Raw genomic sequence first — 16,217 nt, forward strand, 5'->3', positions numbered from 1 at the left:
CTTAAACGAGTTGGCCAACAGTTTCCAACAAATTCTGCTGCTCGAACGTTCCTTTGATGATGTAGGCGTTGGCACCGACGTGGATGCCCCGCGTTTTGTCTTCGTCGCTGCCGCGAGCCGTCACCAGCACGACGGGCAATTCGGCAAGGTCTTCGCGTTGCCGGATCCACTCGGTCAACGTAAACCCATCCATCCGCGGCATGTCGATATCGCTGACCACCACGTCGTAGGTGTGCTGATCAAGTTTCTCGACCGCTTCCTGACCGTCGACCGCACTGTCGACTTCGTACCCGGCCGTTTCCAGGATGTTCTTCATCAACGTCCGCGTGGTGACCGAATCCTCGACCACCAGTACTCGCAGCGACGCCCCCTGGGGCTCGGGCGCCTCGTTGCTGGCGATGTACCGCGTTTTCATTCCCAGTGCGGTCCGGATCACATTGGTGACGTTGACCACCAACGCAATCCGCCCGGACGGCAACAACGTGCATCCGGAAAAATGTTTCAGCCGCCGAATGCGGCTCCCCAAACTCTTGACCAATACCTCCTGTTCGCAGCGCACGTCTTCGACCACCGCCGCGACGCGTTGCTCTCCGGCCGAGAGGACGACGGCCAGCCGTTTGCCCGGCCGCCCGCTGTGAGCCTCTACGCCCAGCGTGCTGGCCAGGGAAACCAGGGGCGTGGGCGTTTGGTTCAGGATCAGTACGTCGCTGCCGCCGACGGCCTTGATATCCTGGTAGTCAAAACGCACGACCTGCTCGACCGACGGCGTCGGCAGGGCAAACAACTGGGCGCCGACGCTTACCAACATCGCCCGAATCGTGGTCAACGTCAGCGGTACCACCAGCGTAAAACGCGTTCCCTGGCCGGGCTGGAACGCAACATCGACCGCCCCGTGCAGCGACTCGACCTGGTTCTGAACGACGTCCAGGCCCACGCCGCGTCCGGAGATGTCGGTGATCATCGTCGCCGTGGAGAACCCGGGCGCAAACACCAACCGAGCCTGCTCGCGGGGATCGGCCGGGATCTCAAAACCGCGGCGCCGCGCGGTTTCGCAAATGCGTTCCAGATCGAAGCCGCGTCCATCGTCCTCGACCACGACTTCCACCTGACCGCCACACAACCGCGCCGCAACCCGCACCGTCGCCTCGGGCGGCTTGCCCCTTTGACATCGCTGCTGGATCGGTTCGATGCCGTGATCGACGGCGTTGCGCACCAGGTGAATCAGCGGATCTTTCAACCCTTCCAGCACCGACCGATCGACTTCGACCTCCACATCGGCGAGATCCAAGTGGACCTTCTTATCGCTGCTGCCGGCGATATCGCGAACGATCCGCTCCAGCCCGATGCACGCCGAGGCAAAGGGCAACATCCGCACGTTGTAGATCTCGTCGTCCAGCAATTCGCAGGTCTGACTCAGGTGCCGGTTGTCGGCTTCGATGCCTCCGGCCAGCTTTTCCAAACGCGTCGTCAGCCGCCCGATCATCTGTTCGGTTTCCGCGAGAAACCGTTCGCTGCGCTGCACCAATTGGTGGTCCTCGCTCGCAGCGTCGGCCGCGGCCAATGTCTGGCGGACCAAGGCATGCGATTTGCGCCAGCGTTTGCGCAGCTCGCTGGCGGTCTCCCGCAACTCGTTGGCGTCCTCGGCGCGATACGCGAACCGCCCCCGAGCGACCAGCAGTTCGCCGCTGTGCGCCAACAAGGTATCGAGCTTTTCCGCCGCTACGCGAACCGTGGCGTGCCCCTCGCCGCGGGGCGCCGGTGGGCTGGGCGCGGCGGTCGCGGTGACGCCGGCCTCGGTCGTCGCCCGGTCGGCCGCGTCCGCGGGCGAACCGGAAGACACCTCAAGCGGTGCCCCATCGGGGGACGCCGCTTGCTCTTCAAGTTCCTCGGCGCCGATCCCGGCTCGTGGCACACGCCGCGAGGTGGTGGCCGACTCGGCGGCGGCGTCGGTCGCCCGCGCCTCGTCGGTCGCCCGTTCTTCGTCGCTCGCCCGCCCTTCGTCGGCCGCCCGCCGGAGCACGGGGATCATCTGTTGCAGCGGAGCCTCCTCGAGCGGCTTTTCCGAACGCAGTCGCCCGGCGGCTTCCTCGATGGCATCGACGGTCTTCAACATGGTCGAAGTCATCGACTCGTCCAGATCGCGTTGGCCGTCGCGGAGCTCGCTAAAGAAATCCTCCATCACGTGACAGGCGGTGCGGATCGGTTCGGCGCTGACCACCGCGGCAGCTCCTTTCAGGCTGTGCGCGGCCCGGAACATCTGGTTGATCGATTCCTGTCGCTGCTGGTCGGACTGGGGTTTTTCCATGGCCAGCAGTTCCCGTCCCAAGCAGCCCGTATGTTCGTGCAGCTCTTCGAGGAACGTAGCCATCAATAGTTTTGCGAGTTCTTGATTGTTCATTGGGCAAGGTTCGGCTCCTGGACTTCCGTCAACGACGCCAATTCATTGCTCAGTCCAGCCAGGTTCTCGGCAGCCTCCTTGATCTGCCGAATCGCATCGACGCTGTGCTTGGTAACCGTATCGATGTTGTGGACACCATCGGTCAATTGGCGAACGCCGGCGGCTTGCTGGGCTGCCGAAGCGGAGATTTGGCTGGCGGTGCGAACCGATTGCGCCAGGGTGCTGGCCAGGGCGTTGATCGTCTCACCGGCCTGATTGATGACCTCGTTAGCATCGGCGACGGTGCGCGTACCGTGCTCGGTCGAGAGGACCGCGTCGTTGGTGGCTTTTTGGATCTCACTCAGGATCGTGCGGACCTGGGCCGTGGCCTTCTTGCTCTGTCCGGCCAACGACTTGACTTCGGCGGCCACGACGGCAAAGCCCTTGCCGTGTTCGCCGGCTCGCGAAGCTTCCACCGCTGCGTTGAGGGCCAGGACGTTGGTTTGTTCGGCGATGTCGTTGACCGTCGCGGTGATCTCGCCGATGGTCTGGGCGCGTTCGGCCAACAACAACATGTTTTGAGCGATCGATTCGACTTGCTCCTTGACGTTCTCCATCGCCCCCACGGCGGCTTCGATGGCCGTCCGCCCGGCCGAGCCCACTTCGTCGGTGTGCCGGGCCGACTGGGCGACCTCATCGGCGCGCTGGGCGGCTTGTTGAGCACTCTGCGCGATTTCCTCCGCCGTGGCGACGACCTGTGAAACCGTGGCGGCCTGCTGCTGCGTCCCGCTGGCCTGTTCGGAGGTCGTGGCCAGGATCTCGCGGCTGGCCGCAGCCAGACGCTGGACGGCGTCGCGAATGGCATCGGCCACCTGCAACCGCTCGCGTTCGTTTTCCACTCGGCGCGTCACGTCCTGCAGCGTGGCGATGAACAATTCCTCACCCTGGTAATTCATCTCGGCCACCCGCAAGGCGACCGGAAATTCGCTGCCGTCCTTGCGGCGCCCGACTACCTGCGATTCCTCGCCCACCCGCCGCACCTCGCCGGGCTGCAGCGCGCGTCCCTGGTGGTCCCCGCCTTTATCGCAGAGCCTGCGGCACAGCAGGGCGGCGTCGTGACCGACGATCTCCTCGGGAGCATAGCCGAACATGGCGGTGGTCGCGGCGTTGACCGACAGCACCGTTCCGGCCTGGTCCAGCGTGACCAGGGCATCGGCCGACGAATCCAGAATGGCTTGGGTGCGAGCCTCATCGGCGCTGACCTGGGCGATGTGCTGTCGCAGCTTGGTGGTCATTGACCGGAACGACGTGGTCAGCGCCGCGACTTCCCCGTGGCCGTTGGCCGCCGGCAGCTCGGCCTGCGAATCGCCGCCGGCAATGGCATCGGCGATGTCGACCAGGCGCGAGATGCCGCGGGTCAACTGCGTGGCCATCAAATAGGTTGCCAGGGCGGCGAAGGCCAAGACCGCAACCCCGATCCACAAGAACGACCAACCCAGCGACTGGACCGCCGCCAGGGCGGTATCCGCATCCTCGCTGGTGGCGATCGCCCAAAACCGACTGTCGTCTTCGGGGCGGTTGTAGTAGATCCGTTGATGGGTGGCGATCATGCCGATGTCGCTGTTGCGTTGTTCGGCCTCGATCAGTTGCCGGAAGGTATCGTTGTCGGCTCGGTACTGGCCGCTGTCGCCGCGTTTTTGGAGCGCCTCGGCCCGCACCGGACGCAGCGCGTCGAAGCGGTCACTGCTGAACGGGGTGGCTTCGCTGTGTTGGTTGCTGTACAGGAATCGCCACTGTTCATCGACGACCTCGACGACCAACTGGGTGGCGGAACGGCTGGCCGCCGAGGCGGTGGCGGCTTCGACCGCTTCGCGAAACACTTTGTCCGCGTTGATGGTGATCACGAACACCCCGCGGAACTCACCGCCGGGGCCGGCCGTCGCGGAAGTAAAGTAAGGCGTGCAGAAGTGCACGACGCTGGTGTTTTCGGCCGGATCGTGAATCACCGGCGAAACGTACACCGCCCCGGCCGCGGTGCTCTTGGCCTGGGCAAAAAAGCGTTCGTCGCCAACCGGCCGGTCGCGGTCCTCTGCCAATATCGGACCGCTCGAGCGGCGCACCACCCGCATGATCTCGCGGCCCTCGGCATCGTACAGACTGCACGCCAATCGCTCCTCGGCGTACTGCATTTGCGCCGCCAAGATCTGATGCAGCTTGTCGATCCAAAACTCGACGTCGGCTCCGGGGTTGGCGGGGTCCTGCCCCGGTTGGTCGGGGTTGTCCCGGGAACGTACGATCCCGGGAATCGGCGGATACTGGATCGTATTGAGCAGATCGGCGCGAGTAAATTTCAGTTTATGCTCCACCGTGCTGACCATCTCCTTGGTCTGCGACACCATCCGGTCCAGCGTCAAATCGGTGACGGTCCGCCGGCTCTGCCGGAACGCCAGGGCCCCCATCAGCACCAACGAAACCAGAATCACCAGGACCGTCAGCACGGTGAACTGCAGTCGCAGCGAAGCACTCTCGAGGCGTTGTTTCCAGCCCATGGTGTCACTCACTTTCTTCGATGGTGAACGCGTCGCAGCGCAGCAAGGCCTCGCCGCTGAGAATCACGCGGCCTTCGGCGGTGCACCCACAAGCGATTTCCTGAAGGTTGCTCATGCCGCCCGATAGCGGCAGCACCTGTTCGCGCCGCAGACGTACCACTTGATCGATCTGGTCGACCATGATGGCCATCTCCGGTGCGTCTTCGCCCAACACCAACAACTGCGACGCCACCGCGACCGACGTCCCCAAACCCAACCACGGCTCCAAAGTGATGACGATCAGGATCTGACCGCGCAGATTCGTCACGCCTACGAAGACAGCCGGAACGGCCGGGATCGCCGTGACGTGCTCGCGCCGCATCACCTCGCCGACAAACCGCGTTTCAATCGCGCAGCGTTCGCCGGCGATCCTGAACTGCACGACCTCGATCACCTCGCTCTCTTCCAGCTGCGAGGCCGGCACCTGGGCCAATCTCTCGGCCCGGCGATCCATCGCCCGCCGCGCCTGGTCGACAGTCAGTTCGGCGGCATCGTCCATGGCGCGAGCAACACTCTCGAGACGATGCTTGATCGCCGACCAGTCGATGCTGTGTTCGGCTGGGTATCGTTCGGCTGGGTTCTCGTCCGCAACCATGGGCGCTGGTTACCCTCCGGATTCAAGGCGGCTGATGCGTCGCCGCGCGGCATTTGCCAGTTCGGCCGCCGTGCCGCCTTCGCCGAGCGGCAACGGGCCGGTTGGCGGCAGGGCGTCGCAGAGCTCACAGACGTTGCGATAGTGCCGCCCGGCCGCTTTTAATTGTCCTCGCTGCTGTTGGATGGAGCCAAGTAAAAAATGGCCCACTGCCAGGGATCGATCCAAAAAAACCGCCCGCTGGACCGATCGGCAGGCCTCGTCGATGCGGTTCGTCTCCAGCAGTAAGACACCGCGCAGGTAGTGCAGCTCGGCCGACAGCGGGTGCCGTTGGATGTCGGCCTCACACTGCTCGAGGGCCGTTTGCGGCGAGGTGTGTACGCGGGCCTGAAGGTCGCGGATGCGTTTGGCCGGTTCGGTCGCTCGGGGCTCTGTCGAAACCTCCGCTCGATGGAGCGGTGCGGGGGCTTCGACCAGCGACGCGCCGGCGGGCGTCGGTGAGGCAGGAACCGAGCTGGAAGAGGGAATCGTCACCGGGGTTTGCGCGGCCGTGTCGGCGAGTTGTGCTGGGGCCGGTCGCGGCTCGGCCGGTGCCGCAGCGGCTGGTGTCGCAGCGGCCGGTGCCGCAGCGGCCGATTCCACAGGGGCCGGTTCTACCGGCAGCTTGCGATAAAAAACGCCCAGCGAACTGCTGACGGCTTGGAAAAGCCGCCGCCCCGACAGCGATGATCCCGACAGCGGTGATCCCGACAGAGGTGATCCTGACAGCAGGGATTCGGGCAGCGGTGGGTCGGCCGAGGCCAGCAACAGCCATCCGCCCTCGACCAAACAATCCGCCATCCGCTGGACCACCGTCTGAATCGTCGCCGCGGAGAAATAAATAAACACGTTGCGGCAGAGGATCACATCCAGCGGCAGGGCGCCGCCGAGAACCTGCTGGTAGTTGTCCTCGACCAGATTCAAACGGCGGAACTCCACCCGCCGCCGAATCGACTCGCACAACTCCATGCCCTCGGGACGCGAGCGAAGGTATGGACCGGCGCGTTCGAGCCCATCGCCGCGGAACGACCAATCGCGGTAGATGCCGCGGCGGGCCTTCTCGAGCGCTCGTTCGGAGATGTCGGTCGCCACGATTCGCGTTTGCGCGGCGTACCCGCCCTGGTCGCACAGCATGGCCAGCGAGTAAGGTTCTTCGCCCGTCGAACAGGCGGCCGACCACAACCCGATCGGACGCGTTTCCTGCCGCGGCGTCTGGCGTTCTCCGGCCTCGATCCGCTGGACGTTCGCCTGTGGCAGAATCGTCTCTCGCAGGAACTGGAAATGTTTGGGTTCGCGAAAGAAAAAGGTTTCGCCCACCGTCATCTCGTCGACGAACGCTCGCATCGCGTCGCCATCGCGACGGAGCAGCGTCTGCAATTGATCCAGATCCCGGCAACCGTGACGCCGCAGCGTCCGTTCGATCAGGACGCCGGTCGAAGCCCGTTGATCGTCGCGAATGTGCAGCCCGCAGCGTTGGTCGATAAACCTCAGCATGGCTTCCCACTGCTCCGCCGGCCAACGCACCGATTCGTTCACGTGCCATCCTCTTGCGAGGCGGAACGGGCGGCCACCAAGTGCACCAAACCGGCCAGCTGTGGTTGAGCCAGCACGCCCGGGACATCCAGCACATGGACCACGCCGCGCGGCGTTTTCGCGATCAGATCGATCCAGGCAAAATCGGCTTCGCCCGCCTCGGCTGCCTCTGCCTGGGCGGCAACCTGTTGGTCCGGGTGGATGCGGATCAGATCGATCGCACGGTCCACCAACAACGCGACGGTGTCGGCTTCGCTCTGCACCACGATCAAGTGATCATTGTGCTGCATCGCCGCCGCTCGCTTGTTCAATAAGCGGCCAATGGATAAGACCGGTACCAGGGTCCCTCGCAGCCTGAGCAGGCCCTCGACCGCGTCGGGCTGATCGGGAAAGGCGGACAGGGTCGCCGCCCGCAGGACCTCGACCACCGTGGCGGCTCGGACCCCGTACAACCGCTCGGCCACCTGGAAAACCAAGACTTCGACGTCCACCCGAACGGCCTCCCAACGCGGTTAGCAGAGCTGGATTGATCCGGCCATTGTAGCCCATGGGCGTGGGCCTGACGCGGTTTTTCAGCCGATGCGAGGGTGCCGGAACCCGATTTGCAGCCTTGCCGTTTTGCCCGCTCGGTGGCCTGCGGCGAGAGGTCCCGCTCGGTGACTCCGCACGGTGACACCCGCCGGTGACTTTGCGCGGGCCCCTTGCGGGGGGCCTGGGGGTTTAGCAAAATTAGGCGAAGCCGTCTGATTGTGCGGGCGGAGTCTGATTGTCCGGGCGGATTGAATGGTGCCGGCGACGCCACTGCTCAGACCGCGTGTGCCGTATCGACCGTCGTCTTTCTTGTTCCTCTTTCTCAGGTAATCGCTATGAATCGACTGCTCTCCAAACGCCGCGTGCTCGGCTGTGAAACCCTCGAACGACGTAACTTGTTGGCCGCAGGACTGGGTGTCGACCACAACTTCATCGCTCCCGAGGACGTTGACGGCAGCGGATCGGTCACCCCGTACGACGCCTTGCAGGTGATCAACAACCTGAATCAACAGGCTCGGGCCGGCGGTCAGGGCGAACACACGGGCGGCTCGTCCAACCACTTGCTGGACGTCGATGGCGACGGGCACTGGGCTCCGGCCGACGCCTGGACCATCATCAATTACCTGAACCGCCACGGCATTCAGGACGGCCTGGCGGGCAGCTTGGTCCCGCTGCACAACCGGATCGAGGCGTTGGAACACGTGATCGAACAAGCCACCGTGCCGGCCTGGCTGGGACTGTCGACCGCCCATGACGTGTTGGCCGATCTGTACATCGGGCTACGGCCAGAGCTCAATCCAGAATTGCGATCCACCCTCGACGATGCCTTGGATCGTTTGCACATGCAGTTCCAGTACGACTGGCTGAGCGACCAGTTCACCTCGGCCGACCAGCAACTCGACAACTTTGATTCGATCTTCTCGGACATCGGCTCGCACCTCGGGGATGCCTATTCCCAAGTCCGCGGCGCTTTGTCCAACAGCCTCGGCCAGCTGCACGATCAAGCCTCCGACGTGCTGGATGCCATCTTCGATCACGGCAACGGCTCCGGTGACGACTGGGGCGATGGCGATTGGGGCGATGGCGAGTTTGACCTGCCCTACGATGCGATCTCCGATATTTTCTACGGAATCGGCAGCCACCTGGAAGGCTTGGTCGGTGACCTGTACGACGAACTGCACGACCTGGATTACTCGGGCGTGCTCGATGCGATCGAACAAGTGATCGGCCAGGACTCGTCTTGGATTTGGAATCTGGGCGAGCACTTGGGCGACATCTTTGACCCGATCTTCGTGGATCACTCGCAGCAGTTCGAGCAGATCCTCGGCCAGCTGGAATCGGTGTATGACCGAGTCAGCAACGACATCGAAGACGCTTTTAATCATGTCGCAGACCACTTGGGCGAAATCGGCTTGGTGTCCAACCAACTGCACGACGTCCTGTACTACCTACCCCAGGTTGTCTTCCCCTGGTGGGATTCGCCCTCGAATGGCGATTCCGTACCCGCCTTCTAAACCACTGGCATCGATCAGCAGCCTATGTCCTCTCGTGGCATAGGCTGCCAGCCCGGGCAGCGAAGCCCCTCCCCAACGCCTATGGCCGCTGTTCCAGGCCTTGCTTGTCAGCGATCTGCCCGTACCCGTACCCGTACCCGTGCTCGCACAGCGACTCCGGTGCAGTCGCTCGGCCGGTGATGCCCAAGTCGTTCAGCAGCGACGGATAGCGGACCGCCGGCAGACTTTCTAGTTGACAGGTTCAAACTCGCCCGGACGCCAGGACTTGTCGAACCAGGGTCCGAGCGGTCCGTAGAGGCGGAGAAGGGCGAACCAGCCCTTGCCGGCAGCGGTCTGGACCCAGTTGCTCTCCTTTCCTTCCGGTGCCTCGGGACCGAAGTACAGGGTCACAGAGCCGTCCTCGTTTTCGATCAGATTGTCTCGCTTGTTGTTCCGGCTGGGAAAGGCCTGATCGGTCTGCAGCTCCGAGCGGGTCAGCCTTTTTCGACAACGGGTACACCTTCAAGCCCTCCTTGAACATCTTGTTCGAGGCCTCCGGTTTGCCATCGACCAAGAATCCCCATGTCGATGACGAACCGGAAGTAGGCGTCGTTTTTTCTAGAAGATACGGTTAGCGGGAAATCTCGTGATGCGAACGTTCGAATTCGCCCGGCGGCGGGAAATAGTCATCTACTATAAACAAGCACACCGCCTTATCCTGCGAGACGTCCAGCTTGACCAAGGACTCTGCGGCAAGGGTCAGCACTGGAGCGGATACCGACACCAAAGCGTAGATTGCCACAGCCGGAGCGATGAAATGGATCGCCAGCTTCAGCGTCATGAAGTCGAATGCGGCAACTAAGCACGTCGGCATGAATCTTTCGGTGAAACCCCGCGACAACACCCTCCCGCGCAGCCGGAGGGAGAGTAAAGCCGAATGAAATGTTGCGGCGTGCTTAGCCCCATCGCATTGAGTTCCAGATAGTCATTTGCGTTCGTGCGTCCCAACGTGCTCGATCGGGTAATGTCCAGCTTAACCGGACGGCGACCCGTGACGCTGGCTTCAGAGGCTGCGTCCTATGGTCGCTCCGATTGAACGATTCACGAAGTAGCATTATGGAATTGCTTCACAACCTTGATCGTCGGCGACGCGACCGGCCACAACAGCAAATGATAGTAATCCATTGCATGAAGCTCTTCGTCAGAGGGAATTGCGTCATCGCCGTAGTATAGCCGCGAGTGCTCCTGGCCAGCACCGGCAAGGCGATCGTGCATAAGAGCCAAGTTCGCGAATAGAATGCGCATGCGATAGACAGCAGGCTGGACAGAAATTTCAGCGTCTTCAGATTCACGCGTCGCGGCTGAAAAAACGGTGTTCCCAACCGTTGTCCACAATTGGACTTTACCGGACGGGACATTCAGATTGCATTCGACAACATGGTCCCAGTCGGAGTTGTCTTGCGATGGCGCCGATTCCAACAAGTCGATAGAAACTTTGGCGTAGCGACCGTACCGAACCGTCAGGATGGAGACTTCGGATTGATCGTCAGACACAACGGCTAGGTTGCGACCGGCGGCTTCGCTTCCAAGATCGCCGGGTTCGCCCGGCGCATCCATATCAGCAATCCCAAATTGCCCGTGTGTGAACTCAACTATCCAGCAAATTGTCATTGTAACCGTAGGTCCTCGTGGGGCTCGACTGTACCTGACCACCGATCGTTAGGCGCGACCGGGCACGCACGGAAGCTGTTTTGTCCTCAGAACACCGGCTCGCATACTCCGGTTCACGCAAGCGTTACCCGTCGCGGCTATGGTCTGCACCGACCGGCAGTACGCGTTTTCTTGTATTCCGGCCAACCGAAACGGCCTTCGTGTTCCTCCACAAAGAATGCGCAACTACGAGCTAGGAAATTGAATGCAAATCCATTTTGCTCACGAATGTGAATCAGCGCATCACGAATTGTATTGCCAAACAGTGCGGCTGCGGATTCATCATCAAAGCCATGCTTGGGAGGCTTCCATTTAGGATCGTAGTGTTTCACATCAAGTTCGTAGTCGTCATCCAGATTCCAGTGCGGCATTGGCAGATAGTTGTGGGCAATCAATGATTGCCATTGACCATCCGACTGAGCCCGCGGCCGGCGGTCGAGAACCATCGAAAACCAACCGCTTTGTTCGAAAGAGAAGCCTGTCGCAATCAGGGACACTTTTCGGTCCGCATCACCCAACGCCCAGTCCCAATCCGGTTCATAGTTGTCCAGCCGATTCCAGACATACTCTTGGATCTGACACTGATCACGCAAAAGGTCAAGAGTTTTCATGGCACACTCGCTGCAAAGAGAGGTTACTGGCAACGGTAACGTTCAGAACTAGTTGGAACCGGCACAGGATAACCGAGCAGACAGACAAACGAACCGCACATGTTCACGTGCAGTTGCTGGTCAATGCCACACGAACGTTCCAACCCGCGACAGTGCGAGACAGGCATTGTAGCGGTCCAGTGGTAGACGCAGCAAGCAAGCACACAGGCCCCACGGCCAGCGGACGAAGAGCACGGACCGCGACCAGAACGAAGGCTAAAACGCAACGGACGGCCTGTACTTGGCAACTCTGCGTCCCTCTGCGACTCTGCGTTTTACAACAACCGCGCATGGGTTCAGAACGACAGGCAAGTTGATCAAACCGCAAAATGTTAGCGACAGTAGCGTCGGAATGCACAGCGCAGCGAGAGTTCATGTTGATTGCAAAATCGGCTGACCACCGCCGCTCAGGTGCATTACCCTGTTTCACCAAACTATCTTCGCCTGCTCGTCGACGTTGCAACGAGCCCGTCAAGATAGCTGATCCAGCGTCCCCTGTCGTCCGCGTCCTTCAAATAGACATGGACGGTGGTTTGCTCCCCGGTCACAACGGAAATGTCGTGACGTGGCAGGGGGGCATTCAAGACACCGACAAGGACCTGGGTCGAATCCAATCTAATAGGAAGGCGGTGCGTCAGTACCTGGATCCTTCCGGCCTGCGCCAGAGCTTCTAGCGACGCTCGCCGCCGCGTGCCAGTCGTGAACGGATCTCCGTGCGAAATCGCACCTCGATCAACTAAAAACAGATGCGCCCGATGATAAGGTACAGTTCCGACCCAAAAGGCGCAAACCGAGAGAATCACCGCAGCGGACAGGACAACTGCCGCGGTAGTCATCGTGGCCGGGCCCGGTTGTCGGCTCATCCAATGGCTCCGCAGGCTGCAGGGAAGGAAGAGTGCTGAATGGGCGAACGGTGACGATCACGTGGCTGCGGGGTCAGGACGCGCGAGCCGACCCAACACGAACCACCCGTGCTCACGAGCGTTTGTTGGTTACTGCCTCACCGGCCGTTCCAATCGGGAACGTTCTTGACAACTGCATTCTAACGCGGTCGCCGAAAGATGAGCAAGCAAGCTCGCAGGATGACGACTTCTCACGGAGTTCACAAAGGCACGGAGACGAAGCAGGTACCGGCGCGACAGGACAGCACCGGCACTCGCCTATTCGCGTCCATTCGCGAGATGAGCGGGCACATCCCCGTTCGGAAACCAAGCCCGCGAATCACGCGAATGGACGCGAATCGGAACCGCTCGGCGCTACCGACAACCGCCCCCCGGCCCCGATCGCACCACAGAACACAAGCGACAGTAACGGTAAGCATCAACGGGGACGGGCGAACGACTCGCAAGCAGACGAGAAAACAAACCAACCGTCCTCCGTTGCATGCGATGGTTACGTCCCGTTCGGGGTTCAGTGTCAGTCACAGCCAAGATCATAGACAAAGTTAGCATCTGGCGTCACATCTTCCTTCTTGACACCGAGCTGCTCAACGATGATTAACTGTAAGACGTTCCAAACGTCAGTTGGATTCCACGATTCGTATCGTTCGGACAGCGTCGCATAGTTTAGGGTTACTAACTGAGTGACCAACCCCCGAAATGTACGAAATGAGTCGGCCGGCATCAGGGCGAGTGGTACGGTCGCAAGTGTAATTACTGCGGCGGTGAGGGCCAGGGCGAGTAAAGCAAGGAACACCGCCAGCGTTGGTCCGGTTGTCGGAGCGAAGAACACGTACGCCGGAAAAGCCGTCATTGCCGAAGTGATACAGCCGAGCAGTACGACCCAGGATGGACGTCGAAGGCGAGGAAAGCGGAGGTCCATTTCGTGCGCAAGCCGCGCCCACAGCCATTGCCGTTTCAGTCGCGGAAGCGATGCGTCGACGTCGGACCTCGGCCGTAGTGATTTTCCAGCATCGACATGCGAGGCAAGCCGCCGACGCAAAGCGTAGAACGTCGCGGCCGTTAGGCATGATTCCGGGACGCGTGTTTGGTCGCGGGTCTCTTCGAGAATGAACGAATAGAGGTCACCGACCGTACGCATCTGGCAAGCGCGCCCATCGGGAATCGTGATGCCAAACGATTCCTCGACCTCCATTGCGAGTTCAACTGTGTCAAGTCCCACGATCACACCAAAGGGAAAGCGTCAATCAGTGCACGAACGTTGCAAATCACGTGGCACGGGCCCAGGAGGAGCAAGCAGACCGACAAACGAACCACCCGTGCTCACGTGCATCTGGTGGTTACTGGTTCACGGACCGTTCCAATCGGGAACGGTTTTGACAACTGCATTCTAACGCGGTCCCTGATAGATGAGCAAGCAAGCTCGCAGGATGACGGCTTCTCACGGAGTTCACGAAGGCACGGAGGCGAAGCGGGTACCGGCGCCAAAGGACAGCACCAGCACTCGCCTATTCGCGACCATTCGCGAGATTAGCGGGCACATCCGCGTTCCGAAAGCAGACCCGCGAATCACGCTAATGGACGCGAATGTCCTCGCGTTGATACTCCGGAACCATCTCGCCAGAGCATGGAAACGCAGCAATCTGCGTACACCGAGAGGTTAGGCGGTCGACGACAACGGTCGCATCGTGAGGGGAATCAGCCGCGATGAAGGCATTTATCGCCTCCAGGTCCGCGAGCGCGGCCCTGGTCCAATCAACCCTCATTCGATAGCCCGAGGCGTTTCCGTACCTCCGCAGCCGTTAGCGTATCGCCATTTGCGACGTCTCGAAGTCCAGCTTCGATCTTCTGCCGCACGTAGAGCCGATACATGACGTCGTCCCAGCTCGCGTCATCCGGAAGTTCGTCGATCGCTTCACGTGCGGCGGTCTTCGCGTCGTTTTGTCTCGAATCAGGCATTGGCTATCTCCGGGCTGCCATTTTAGCGGACGCGTGCAAGAGAGCCAACAAGAGGACATCCTCTGTGACGACATCTCGAGAGCAGAACGCCTGCCGTAACCGGGCACGAACGGAAGGCTTTGATTTCAGTTGCCTCGTGAATGAGTGCTCCGGTTCACGGCTTTGTTATGCCCCGATGGCTAATTCGAATTGTCAGGCGTCAGCAGTGAGTTTGGATCCTCAACCACAGCATTCTCGAAATGGTGCAATACGTCCAAGTCGATATGTGGCGATTGCCCCCGTACGAGTCGATGGAATTTAGAGGCAAGTTGCTGCGATTCTGCTTCTCCCAACTGATTCCGATGTTCAAAAATCCTTGGGATTGTCGCGATCCCTCCACACGCTATCGAGGTCCTGCCGAACCAGTGGCTGCGATGGTATGAGGTATGACCGACCCACACATGTTCATGATCTGAGGGAGTGAACGAGTCGATCCAATCAGAATACTTGTTGGTGACAATGTCGTCGCGGACTTTCGATCCGCACACCCATTTTTTAACGCGTTCGCGGTGGCAAATCAGGCCTTGCAGTTCATTTTGTGCCATAGGGCCAAACGTCTCGCAAATCTTGCTCCAGAAAACAAGCGTAACCACCGCGATCGCGAGAACTGTGAAGCCCAGTGTTTTTTTGATCGTGGTTCGCTTCATGAGCGTTCGACTTAAGGGCATAACGTCGGTGGTCACACGGCGGCGACCCGGGACTTGGTGATCACGACAAGAGGATGCCGCCGCTCGTATGCTCCACTTGGTTCTTGCGAGGCGATCGAACTCACGGGCGGCTTGCCAACCCCGCCGCTCGGGCTCGACCTCAGAATACCGACCGGAACGGGATTAAGCAACAAATGACCGCGTCACCTGTGAATCACTGCGTGCATTTTCCTACCTCCATTTTCCTACCATCTGCTCGCGAGGGACAGGTAGGAACATGGAGGTAGGAAGATAGGTGGGAGTCGACATTTGTGACCAGTTCTCGCCCGACGGCAGGAACAGGGGCAGACGGAGATTCCAGCAACAATTAGCAAGCCCGGCAATCGACCGCGCATCCATCACGGACGTGGGCCATCGACCGAGCAACCATCGCGGAGGCTGGCGTTCGAACGCGCAACGACAGACAGCAAGAACGTCCGCGATAACCGAGTCGCGGGAGTTGATTGTCCATTCCAAAGTCGCCCAGCTCCGCGACTTCGGTTCATCGCATGGTTCGCCAAGACTATTTGCGACGCGTGAGCCACTTGCCTGATTCTTGCGAAGTGTGCATAACGCCGAGTACCAGTATTTCCAATTGGATCAGGTCGTAGAATACGACGTATGGGAAACGTTCGACCGGCCAATAGCGAACGCCGTATTCAGCAGACGTCCGGCGTTCGGGGTCGTCAGTCAACCGATTTACCGCAGTGCGAACACGGTTCACAAAATCCGATCCAAGATTCGACTGTCGTTCGTCATACCAATCAGCGGCGCTGAGCACGTCAGTGTCGAATAATGAATGGTAGCGTAACGATCTAGCCATTGCGCGAATCGTCGATTCGTTTCCACACCTCTTCGTCTGTCAGCCCAAGTTTAGGGTCAGCAATCATTTCATCACGCCGCCGAGTCGCTTCCGCCACCGCCCAGTCGGGTAGCGGAATAGACCGACTTTCCGCTGCAAGGTCGTCCCAAATACGTTCGACGAGCTGCAGTTTTTCTGCAGGGTCTAAGCTACGAATTGCGTCAGTGTATGCGTCCATATGTTCCTCCATTCATTCATTCTAGATGAAGTTGGCTACGCAGGCAAAACGCCGGAAACACAGTCAATTTGGCGAACGTTA

Annotated in this window: 16 protein-coding genes; 1 reads left to right on the forward strand and 15 read right to left on the reverse strand. The window is 60.6% G+C overall.

Annotated features, from left to right (window positions below):
* Position 1 precedes the first annotated feature (1 nt).
* The 5 genes from GE027_RS00785 to GE027_RS00805 are packed head-to-tail and all read right to left on the reverse strand — an operon-like array spanning position 2 to position 7,620.
* Entirely contained in the window at positions 2–2,398 is a 2,397-nt protein-coding gene (locus GE027_RS00785) for a hybrid sensor histidine kinase/response regulator (RefSeq protein WP_153555257.1), read from the reverse strand.
* A complete protein-coding gene (locus GE027_RS00790) occupies positions 2,395–4,926 on the reverse strand; it encodes a methyl-accepting chemotaxis protein (protein WP_153555258.1) in 2,532 nt (843 codons plus the stop codon). Before GE027_RS00790 ends, GE027_RS00785 begins: the two co-directional genes overlap by 4 nt.
* Before the next feature lie 4 nt (positions 4,927–4,930).
* Entirely contained in the window at positions 4,931–5,560 is a 630-nt protein-coding gene (locus GE027_RS00795; RefSeq protein ID WP_153555259.1) for a chemotaxis protein CheW, read from the reverse strand.
* 9 nt (positions 5,561–5,569) lie between these two features.
* Positions 5,570–7,132, reverse strand: a complete 1,563-nt coding sequence (locus GE027_RS00800; protein WP_153555260.1) for a CheR family methyltransferase — start codon at positions 7,130–7,132, stop codon at positions 5,570–5,572.
* A complete protein-coding gene (locus tag GE027_RS00805; RefSeq protein WP_153555261.1) occupies positions 7,129–7,620 on the reverse strand; it encodes a chemotaxis protein CheW in 492 nt (163 codons plus the stop codon). Before GE027_RS00805 ends, GE027_RS00800 begins: the two co-directional genes overlap by 4 nt.
* 375 nt (positions 7,621–7,995) lie before the next feature.
* Between GE027_RS00805 and GE027_RS00810 the strand changes: the two genes are divergently transcribed.
* Positions 7,996–9,174, forward strand: coding sequence for a dockerin type I domain-containing protein (locus GE027_RS00810; protein ID WP_153555262.1), 1,179 nt, complete (start codon positions 7,996–7,998; stop codon positions 9,172–9,174).
* Between the two features lie 228 nt (positions 9,175–9,402).
* Here the strand turns inward: GE027_RS00810 and GE027_RS00815 are convergent, their stop codons facing one another.
* From GE027_RS00815 to GE027_RS00860, 10 genes are all read right to left on the reverse strand, one after another.
* Entirely contained in the window at positions 9,403–9,651 is a 249-nt protein-coding gene (locus tag GE027_RS00815; protein WP_153555423.1) for a DUF1214 domain-containing protein, read from the reverse strand.
* 133 nt (positions 9,652–9,784) lie between these two features.
* Positions 9,785–10,027, reverse strand: a complete 243-nt coding sequence (locus GE027_RS00820; protein WP_153555263.1) for a hypothetical protein — start codon at positions 10,025–10,027, stop codon at positions 9,785–9,787.
* 227 nt (positions 10,028–10,254) lie between these two features.
* Positions 10,255–10,824: a hypothetical protein gene (locus GE027_RS00825; protein ID WP_153555264.1), complete on the reverse strand. Its 570-nt coding sequence runs from the start codon at positions 10,822–10,824 to the stop codon at positions 10,255–10,257.
* Positions 10,825–10,961: 137 nt separating this feature from the next.
* Positions 10,962–11,474, reverse strand: a complete 513-nt coding sequence (locus tag GE027_RS00830; RefSeq protein WP_153555265.1) for a hypothetical protein — start codon at positions 11,472–11,474, stop codon at positions 10,962–10,964.
* 1,455 nt (positions 11,475–12,929) lie between these two features.
* Complete coding sequence (locus GE027_RS00835) at positions 12,930–13,634, reverse strand: acyl carrier protein (RefSeq protein ID WP_153555266.1); 705 nt, start codon at positions 13,632–13,634, stop codon at positions 12,930–12,932.
* Positions 13,635–13,986: 352 nt separating this feature from the next.
* Positions 13,987–14,178, reverse strand: coding sequence for a type II toxin-antitoxin system RelE/ParE family toxin (locus GE027_RS23690; protein WP_153555267.1), 192 nt, complete (start codon positions 14,176–14,178; stop codon positions 13,987–13,989).
* Positions 14,168–14,371, reverse strand: a complete 204-nt coding sequence (locus tag GE027_RS00845) for a hypothetical protein (protein ID WP_153555268.1) — start codon at positions 14,369–14,371, stop codon at positions 14,168–14,170. Before GE027_RS00845 ends, GE027_RS23690 begins: the two co-directional genes overlap by 11 nt.
* A gap of 179 nt (positions 14,372–14,550) precedes the next feature.
* A complete protein-coding gene (locus tag GE027_RS00850; RefSeq protein ID WP_153555269.1) occupies positions 14,551–15,057 on the reverse strand; it encodes a hypothetical protein in 507 nt (168 codons plus the stop codon).
* Positions 15,058–15,619: 562 nt separating this feature from the next.
* Positions 15,620–15,919 carry a type II toxin-antitoxin system RelE/ParE family toxin gene (locus GE027_RS23695; RefSeq protein ID WP_153555270.1) on the reverse strand — a complete coding sequence of 100 codons (300 nt, stop codon included), beginning with the start codon at positions 15,917–15,919 and terminating at the stop codon, positions 15,620–15,622.
* Positions 15,912–16,136, reverse strand: a complete 225-nt coding sequence (locus GE027_RS00860; protein WP_153555271.1) for an addiction module protein — start codon at positions 16,134–16,136, stop codon at positions 15,912–15,914. The genes GE027_RS23695 and GE027_RS00860 overlap by 8 nt, the downstream gene beginning before the upstream one ends.
* Between the last annotated feature and the right edge of the window lie 81 nt (positions 16,137–16,217).

Origin of the sequence: Roseimaritima sediminicola, assembly GCF_009618275.1 — a bacterium.
GTDB lineage: Bacteria > Planctomycetota > Planctomycetia > Pirellulales > Pirellulaceae > Roseimaritima > Roseimaritima sediminicola.

Excerpts from the sequence above, each read along its gene's own strand:
- GE027_RS00785 (WP_153555257.1), bottom strand. The coding sequence starts at position 2,398 with ATGAACAATCAAGAACTCGCAAAACTATTGATGGCTACGTTCCTCGAA.
- GE027_RS00820 (WP_153555263.1), bottom strand. The coding sequence starts at position 10,027 with ATGCCGACGTGCTTAGTTGCCGCATTCGACTTCATGACGCTGAAGCTG.
- GE027_RS23690 (WP_153555267.1), bottom strand. The coding sequence starts at position 14,178 with ATGAGGGTTGATTGGACCAGGGCCGCGCTCGCGGACCTGGAGGCGATA.
- GE027_RS00810 (WP_153555262.1), top strand. The coding sequence starts at position 7,996 with ATGAATCGACTGCTCTCCAAACGCCGCGTGCTCGGCTGTGAAACCCTC.
- GE027_RS00845 (WP_153555268.1), bottom strand. The coding sequence starts at position 14,371 with ATGCCTGATTCGAGACAAAACGACGCGAAGACCGCCGCACGTGAAGCG.
- GE027_RS00850 (WP_153555269.1), bottom strand. The coding sequence starts at position 15,057 with ATGAAGCGAACCACGATCAAAAAAACACTGGGCTTCACAGTTCTCGCG.
- GE027_RS00825 (WP_153555264.1), bottom strand. The coding sequence starts at position 10,824 with ATGACAATTTGCTGGATAGTTGAGTTCACACACGGGCAATTTGGGATT.
- GE027_RS00830 (WP_153555265.1), bottom strand. The coding sequence starts at position 11,474 with ATGAAAACTCTTGACCTTTTGCGTGATCAGTGTCAGATCCAAGAGTAT.
- GE027_RS00790 (WP_153555258.1), bottom strand. The coding sequence starts at position 4,926 with ATGGGCTGGAAACAACGCCTCGAGAGTGCTTCGCTGCGACTGCAGTTC.
- GE027_RS00795 (WP_153555259.1), bottom strand. The coding sequence starts at position 5,560 with ATGGTTGCGGACGAGAACCCAGCCGAACGATACCCAGCCGAACACAGC.
- GE027_RS23695 (WP_153555270.1), bottom strand. The coding sequence starts at position 15,919 with ATGGCTAGATCGTTACGCTACCATTCATTATTCGACACTGACGTGCTC.
- GE027_RS00860 (WP_153555271.1), bottom strand. The coding sequence starts at position 16,136 with ATGGACGCATACACTGACGCAATTCGTAGCTTAGACCCTGCAGAAAAA.